This window comes from Tunicatimonas sp. (assembly GCF_049647865.1).
In the GTDB taxonomy this organism is placed as follows: domain Bacteria; phylum Bacteroidota; class Bacteroidia; order Cytophagales; family Cyclobacteriaceae; genus Tunicatimonas.
In genome coordinates, this window is sequence record NZ_JBARYM010000675.1 from 1 (window position 1) to 7,694 (window position 7,694).

At 43.3% G+C, this 7,694-nt stretch carries 6 protein-coding genes and 1 pseudogene; 3 read left to right on the plus strand and 4 right to left on the minus strand.

Annotated elements, in window-relative coordinates; genetic code table 11:
- On the minus strand, positions 1-820 hold an 820-nt coding region (locus WBA23_RS19740), incomplete at its 3' end, for a glycosyltransferase family 4 protein (protein ID WP_424584002.1).
- The gene (locus WBA23_RS19745) at positions 820-1,200 is read right to left on the minus strand and encodes a 6-pyruvoyl trahydropterin synthase family protein (protein WP_424584003.1); all 381 of its coding nucleotides are present in this window, start codon (positions 1,198-1,200) and stop codon (positions 820-822) included. The genes WBA23_RS19745 and WBA23_RS19740, both read right to left, overlap by 1 nt.
- 387 nt (positions 1,201-1,587) lie before the next feature.
- On the opposite strand from WBA23_RS19745, the gene WBA23_RS19750 reads away from it, so the two are divergent.
- The gene (locus WBA23_RS19750; protein ID WP_424584004.1) at positions 1,588-2,328 is read left to right on the plus strand and encodes a hypothetical protein; all 741 of its coding nucleotides are present in this window, start codon (positions 1,588-1,590) and stop codon (positions 2,326-2,328) included.
- A gap of 75 nt (positions 2,329-2,403) precedes the next feature.
- Here the strand turns inward: WBA23_RS19750 and WBA23_RS19755 are convergent, their stop codons facing one another.
- Positions 2,404-3,192 carry an SDR family oxidoreductase gene (locus WBA23_RS19755; RefSeq protein ID WP_424584005.1) on the minus strand — a complete coding sequence of 263 codons (789 nt, stop codon included), beginning with the start codon at positions 3,190-3,192 and terminating at the stop codon, positions 2,404-2,406.
- Positions 3,193-3,456: 264 nt separating this feature from the next.
- Here WBA23_RS19755 and kynU point away from each other — a divergent pair.
- Together kynU and WBA23_RS19765 are read left to right on the plus strand one after the other, a co-directional pair.
- Positions 3,457-4,662: pseudogene (gene kynU / locus WBA23_RS19760) on the plus strand (kynureninase); the annotation flags it as partial.
- The gene (locus tag WBA23_RS19765; RefSeq protein ID WP_424584006.1) at positions 4,662-6,002 is read left to right on the plus strand and encodes an FAD-dependent oxidoreductase; all 1,341 of its coding nucleotides are present in this window, start codon (positions 4,662-4,664) and stop codon (positions 6,000-6,002) included. The pseudogene kynU and the gene WBA23_RS19765, both read left to right, overlap by 1 nt.
- A gap of 49 nt (positions 6,003-6,051) precedes the next feature.
- Here the strand turns inward: WBA23_RS19765 and WBA23_RS19770 are convergent.
- The coding region (locus tag WBA23_RS19770) for a PQQ-dependent sugar dehydrogenase (protein ID WP_424584007.1) at positions 6,052-7,694 on the minus strand (1,643 nt) is incomplete at its 5' end.

Consider the following 7,694-nt stretch of genomic DNA (forward strand, 5'->3'; position numbering starts at 1 on the left):
AAGCACTGTTTCCACCATCGATCGCTAAAATAGGTAATTGATGTACTCTAGCCTCCTGTAAAGCCATCCCAAAAGTTTCCATAGAAGCCGCTGAAATAAACAGATTAGATTTATGATAGAAGTTAGCCATCTGATGGAAGGGCTGACTACCGACTAAGTATACGTACTTAAGCCGCAAAGAATTTTCCTTAATAATTGAAATGCACTGTTGAGCGTAGACGGGTTCAATATCTAACCTTCCGACAATGGTTAATGAAAATTGGTCATGCTCTTTCACGTTCTCTACTAACCACTGCAACCAAGGTAGAATGCCCTTTCGCTCCACCAAGTTTGCGACCACTAGAGCATGAACCTTTTCAGTGCCACGCTTGGGAATAGCGGTTAAAGAAATATCTGTACCGGGTTCCGCTACGATAATAGGTTGTGAAACTTCTCGTCGCCGAAGGTAGTCCTTGGTAAAGTGGCTTGTTGCTAAGAATCCATCGAACCAATTGAGCCAAGGTTGCTCTTTTGCTCGGTATTTTTCGGCAGATTGACCTGTGGATGGGGAAAGGCTTTCTAAATGATGAACGATAAGCAGCGAACGCGCCTGAGACGGACGCAGCGATAGCACTTCTCGGATAGATTCTAATACTAGAGTATCTACCCAATACATCCCGACTTGGTCTTGTCGGATAGCCTGTAAATAATCATCGGCCGAAATAATTTCTACCGATTGTCCCACTTGTTGAAGAGCCTGAATAATACAGTCATTGTAAATATTTCCGCCCGAAGGCTGACTTCTTTCTTCCGGTAGTACGAAGTACCAGGGAGCGCGCATTATTTTACCGGAGCTTCGTAAGTTGCCCAAGCTACGTGCGATTCACCCAACGTGATTTTCAAACTACCACTGAATCGATCACTCACTGCCTCGCTGATGGTATCATGAACGTATTTAGCTAAAAACTCGGTAGTGGTTAGTTTACCTTCAAACTGTTTTAGCTCGTCCAGATTCTGATACTTGAGGGGAGCTAAGGCTTTTTGTAGTTCTTTGGTGGCAATATCAATATCAATCACAATACTGTTTTCGTCTAGCTGCTCGGCTTTAAATTCGGCATCTACCACATAGGTGGCTCCGTGTAGCTTTTGAGCGGGCCCGAAGGCTTCACTGTCAAACGAATGAGCAATCATCATATGATCGCGAATAATTACACTATACATAATTTGGCAGGAAATAGCGGTAAAAAATATATGTATGTTTAGCCAAGAATTTCACATTGCTGTCAATATAGTAGAAATCAGCCCAGATATTTTAATAGAACTAGCTGAAGCTGGAATAGTTGCATCAAGTAATTTGAGCTATTTTACTGAGAATAAGTCGTTTTAGCCTTCACAGTAAGCTAGATTAACAATAAGGGTTTACTTATTGACGTTTAATTTGTAACTTATATCTGAAACCTTACGCCCGGTTAAATATGTAAGAAACCTTTGAAGATAGCAGAATATCAAATGCCGGTTTCATTGAAATTTAATCTATTTTTGTGAGGCTAAGACAGGAGCAACAACAACTATCAATAAAACATCGCTTACTAAATTAAAGGCCAAGTCATGGAAAACTTTTTAGCGCTTTTCAGACAAATTCTGTTTTACGGAACCTTCGTATGTATCGGAATTGGAGTATTATTTCTTGTATACTTATTGTTCAAACTGGCTACTACTAGTAGCTACAAAGCTAAGTACGATTTTGTTAACCAGCGCGAGAAAAACTTGCTGTGGTACAGTAGTATCTCATTTATTGCCGGAGGTGCTTGTTACGTTACTTCAATTCTCGCTGCCGAATGGATGTACGTATTCGTAGGCCTGTTTGTCTCTATTATGTTCGGACTGATTATTGGCGTAGTAATTTACAACTATTTGGAGTATTACTATCCTACCTTTATTGAGGGGCGGTTAAATAAGTTGCGGTACGAGCCTCGTCGCTCTAAAGCAGGCAATGAAATGAAACTGCTGAGCGAGTCTGAAGAAGATGTATACCTAGACGAAGGGCAGCAAGCTGAGGAGAATATATTTTCAGTAGACTATGATGTGTGGATTGATGAAGATAGTGGCGAGACTCAGATTGAAAAATACAAAGGGCATTTGCACGCCGAAAAGTCGCCTACTTGTGGGTACTATACGCTGCGGGTAGTACGTGAAGAAATTATAGAATCACCCACTGAAGACAAAGAAGGAACCTTGATTAAGCACTATGAGTGCAGCTATACGAAGTATAAGACTCAGAAAGTATTCAATATTGCCAAGCTAAAGAAAACCCCCAAAGAAGCCGGCAAAACACTAGTTTCAGTTTAATTCAATTAATAATTAACAATGAACAATTATGTTCGACTTGTTCATTGCTAATTGCTAACTGTACATTATTAATTGTCAGGCGCAGCCCATCTTTCCACCATCTACGGTTAAGTTAACTCCGGTAATATAAGCTGCGGCAGGTGAGGCTAGAAAAGCTACTGCGTAACCGATCTCCGCCGGTTCGGCAAACCGTCCCACTGGAATCTGCTCTTTCATATTCTGCTCAATTTCTTCGGGGGTCTTCCCCTGATTGGTAGCTCTGTTTTTAATTAAGTCCCGAATACGTCCGGTTTCAGTAGAACCCGGTAAAATATTATTGACGGTAATTCCGTACTGCCCTAGTTCTTTAGATAAGGTTTTGGCCCAGTTGCCCACAGCACCTCGAATAGTATTAGAAACCCCCAATCCCGTAATAGGCTCCTTTACTGAAGTAGAAATAATATTGATAATCCGTCCGTAACCCGTATTCTGCATTTTAGGTAATAGCGCTTGTACCAAGATTTGATTACCAATAACATGCATCTCAAACCCTTTACGAAAAGCATCTAAACTAGCTTCATGGGCTGGGCCCGCCGGTGGCCCACCGGTGTTATTAACCAAAATATGTATTTCATTTTGCTGGCTGACATACTCTTGCAGCACGGACTTTAAATAATCTGGCTGCTGAAAATCTACTTGTAGGTAGCGATGTTGCTGTCCAGCAGAAGCGGATAGTTCGTTTAACGTTTTCTTTAGCTTCTCTTCGTTACGGGCTACTAGTGTGATTGTAGCTCCTAAGTTGGCCAGTTCTATCGCGCAGGCTTTGCCAATACCATCGGTACTGCCGCACACAACGGCATTTTTATTAGTCAAGTCAAGGTTCATGTAGCAAATGTAAGTAAATAGCCAATCAGTATAAAACTAGGCATAAAATAGATCTGTTTAGCAGAAAACAGTTACAGCTTAGCTCCGCTTGATCGCGAGAAAAGTACATATCATTAGTCTGTCAGAAAAGGAGGTAGCTAGTGCTCAAAACATTTAATTGTTAAAACGTATTAAGAAGGCGAAGAATGCCATTTACCAAGTAGGATGGAGCAACTGAAGAAAAGAGCACAAGAATACGATCAGGCCGACTAGTTAAAAGACTTCCGTCGGCAATATCACATACCTGAAGATGAACTAGGTGTAGAAAAAATCTATTTTTGCGGTAATTCGTTGGGCCTTCAATCGAAGGCAGTTTCTCTCGCAGTAGAAGAGGAACTGAAAACTTGGCGTACCGAAGGCGTTGACGGACACTTTGCTAAGCCCAATCCCTGGTGGACGTATCATAAGCGATTAAAAAGCTCGCTGGCCCATATTGTAGGAGCGAAAGAGCACGAAGTGGTAGCGATGAACAATCTGACTACGAATCTTCACCTGCTAATGGCATCTTTTTACCGGCCTACCAATAGCAGATACCAAATTATGATAGAAGGTGACGCGTTTCCTTCGGATCATTATGCTGTGGAAAGTCAGCTTCGTTGGCATGGCTTTGATCCGGCGCAAGCTTTGATTGAACTTCATCCTCGAGCTGGTAAGGAGGTATTGCATACGGAAGATATCTTACAAGCGATTGAGCAACACGCTGATTCGTTGGCATTGGTGCTTTTGCCCGGAATTCAATACTATACTGGTCAGTTCTTCGATATGAATGCGATCACAGAATCAGCCCAGAGCGTAGGAGCTACGGTAGGTTTTGATCTGGCCCATGCGGTAGGCAATGTGCCGATGCAGCTCAATAACTGGAACGTAGATTTCGCCGTTTGGTGCAGTTATAAATATCTAAATTCGGGGCCGGGCAACACCGGGGGAGCGTTTGTTCACGAACGGTACGCCAACGATACTCAGTTGCCGCGTTTGGCAGGGTGGTGGGGACACCGAGAAGAAGATCGATTTCAGATGAAATCAGGCTTTAAGCCGATGTACGGAGTGGACGGCTGGCAACTAAGTAATGCTAACATTTTGCCGCTCGCTGCCCAGCGGGTTTCGTTAAAAATTGTTGCCGAAGCCGGAATAGACCGAATTCGCAAGAAAAGTTTAAAACTTACCGGGTTTTTAGAAGAATGTATCCAGTCTATCGATCCTGAAGGAAAATATATTAATATTATTACCCCTCACAATCCTGAAGAACGAGGGGCGCAGTTATCATTAGTATTTGCCAGTAGAGGCAAGCAGGTTTTTGAAAAACTCACCCAATCCGGTATTATTGTCGATTGGCGAGAACCCAGCGTAATCCGGGTAGCCCCTGCACCACTATACAACACATTTACTGAAGTGTATCGCTTTAGCGAAATTCTTCGTGAAAACCTATCCTGATGAACGAAGGTAAAATGACTGTTTTGGGAGCAGGCCTATCCGGGGCACTGCTTAGCACTTTATTGGCTCAAAAAGGCTATCAAGTACAACTTTTTGAAAAACGATCTGACCCCCGAACGTTCGGTTTAGAAGAAGGACGATCCATCAATCTTGCTTTAAGTTATCGGGGTTGGAGTGCTTTAGAGCAAGCTGGGCTGCGAGAAAAAGTTCGTGATCAGGCGATTGCAATGCGGGGCCGGATGATGCACAACGCAACAGGAGAATTATCATTTCAGCCCTACGGCACCAAGGAGCAAGCTATTTATTCGGTATCGCGGTTAGGGCTAAGTCAGTTATTAGTGGAAGAAGCTGAGAAGGCTGGAGCAGAACTGTTTTTTCAACATCGCTGCGAAGAAATCTACTTAAACCGGGGTGAAGCATTGATTCACAACTTAAAAAATAAAACAGATACTTTAGCTCAGCCTAACTTGCTTATTGGGGCCGATGGTGCTTACTCCACGTTACGCACTGCCATGCAAAAAACACCTCGCTACAATTATAGTCAATCGTATATTGAGCACGGTTACAAGGAGCTGAGTATCCCCGCTAAAGATGGTGATTTTGCTATTGAACCAAACGCTCTACACATTTGGCCTCGAGGGGGCTATATGCTAATCGCGCTGCCCAATGCCGACAAAAGTTTTACCTGTACGCTATTTCTAGCTTACGAAGGAAAAGAGTCCTTTGCGGAGCTAAACAGTCCAACCGATGTAAATCGCTTATTTGAATCTCAGTTTCCTGATGCTTTGGCGGTGATGCCTCAGCTTACCGAAGAGTTTTTTCAGAACCCTACCTCTGATTTAGTTACTATTAAATGCTTTCCTTGGTCACGCTATGGTAAAAATGTGCTAATTGGCGATGCGGCTCACGCCATTGTTCCATTTTACGGACAGGGTATGAACGCCGGTTTTGAAGACTGTCGAATTTTTATGGAATTGCTGGCAGAACATAATCACGATTATGCAAAAATGGTAGAGCAATTTCAGGAGTTACGCAAGCCTGATGCCGATGCCGTAGCTGAACTAGCCTTGCAAAATTTTATTGAAATGCGTGATCTGGTAGCTGATCGGGAATTTTTAGAGCGTAAAAAAATGGAAGCTGAACTGCACCGTCGCTTCCCCGAACGTTGGATTCCATTGTATACGATGGTTACCTTTACCAACATCCGTTATTCTGAGGCATTGCGCATTGGGCAGCTACAAGATTGTATTATGGGTAAAGTAATGAAGCATTACAACTATGCCTCTGAACTTACCGACCAAGATTACGAACGCATTGTAGCCTTACTTGATGATGAATAACGATTGATGAATAATGACGAATGGGTATTTGATGATGAGTAGCAAAAAATTAAATATCATCAATCATCGCCAACGCTGAAGTGTCTTTGCAATCGATAACTTTATAAAGTGTTCCGTTGCTTTTGGTAAATAGGTAAAGTTCGCCCGCACTATCTAACCCAAACCGAAGGTCAACTCGTTTGCTTTTAGCTAGATTCTCCAAATCGGTAGTTCGTCCTTCAAACTCAATACTCAACTGATATACCTGAGCTTGTTGGCCAAGTTCCATCTCATCTACCTCGGAGTAGAATATTTTACCGCGAGGAATATCGCCAAAAACATATTTACCTTCCAGCAATGGCACTTCGATTCCAGCGTACACAAAGCCGCCCGAAACCGCATTACCTTCATCATGATCGTACTGGGCTACGGGATACACGTAGCCCGAATCGTTGGCGGGAAGTGGGTAAACCAATTCGGGATTGGCCATTGGATCAAATAGTAATGTACCCTCTCGGTTGGGCCAGCCGTAGTCACCTCCGGCTACGCCTAGATTTACTTCTTCAACGCTATGTTGACCAATATTGGAAATAAACATTTTATTAGAACCCGTACGGTCCCAAGAGATACGATGAGCGTTACGAAAGCCCCGCGCCCAAACCTCAGGTACCGCCGCAGGATCGTTCACAAAAGGATTGTCAGCCGGAATACCGTACTGACCGTTGGCACTATCATCACCCAATGGATCAATACGCAGTACACTCGTCCAGACCTGCTCTTTAGTATCGCATAAAAACGGGTAACGCATACCCGCTCCCCCGTCGCCCATACCTAAGTAAAGCATACCATAATCTGCCTCACCTGATGTTACTAGCGGGTTAAAAGCTATTTCCTGAAAACCATGAACATGAGAAACCATATCTACCCGCAACAATTCTCGCTGGGTACCGGAAAAGCTTTCAGATTGAGGATTATTAGTCTTCCATTCTATCAATACCCACTGTAGCTTAGTATTGATACTATCGGGGAGTGGAAAATCTGCCGGAGCCGTATTGGCTGGCTCCGTGTGGGTAGTGTAGAGCAGACCATTTTTTTCGAACTCAGGGTGGAAAGCAAAACTTCCTAACCCGGTGCCGTAGCCCGGAATATGAATAAAGTCAGCGTATTCGCTATTCATATCTAGGTACACTTGCGGAGTGCGATCGGTAATTTCGTAGAGTTTGCCTCGTAGATCATGAATAAAAAGGCGTTCACTCTGGCTACCCTCTATTGCTAATAGTTTATTAATTCTCGCTAACGGAGGAATAGTATCGCTAGCAGGTAGCGTAAGTACTTCTTCTAGTACCAAGCGAAGGTCTGCCATCGGTATTTTTGCTTGCACTGGATTCAGTATACCGCCCGGCCGGTTGTTTTTACTCTTCTTCTGCCCCTGTGAAAATTTATGAATGAATCCAAGAATGTGCTCAATTTGCTGATCATCCAGCATGGTAAACGCTGGCATATATTGATTGTATTTTTTGTATAGTTCCTGAGCACGCTCATCGCCACCGTCTATCATTTCGGGTGCATTACTAATGAACGATACTAGCCAATCTTTGTCTACATCATTGGTAACCCCACTTAAGTTAGGACCAATGTTAGTCTCCTGAAAATTGTGGCAAGCCGCGCAATGCTGATTGAACAACTCTTGCCCATGCTGTACCGATAGTTCAT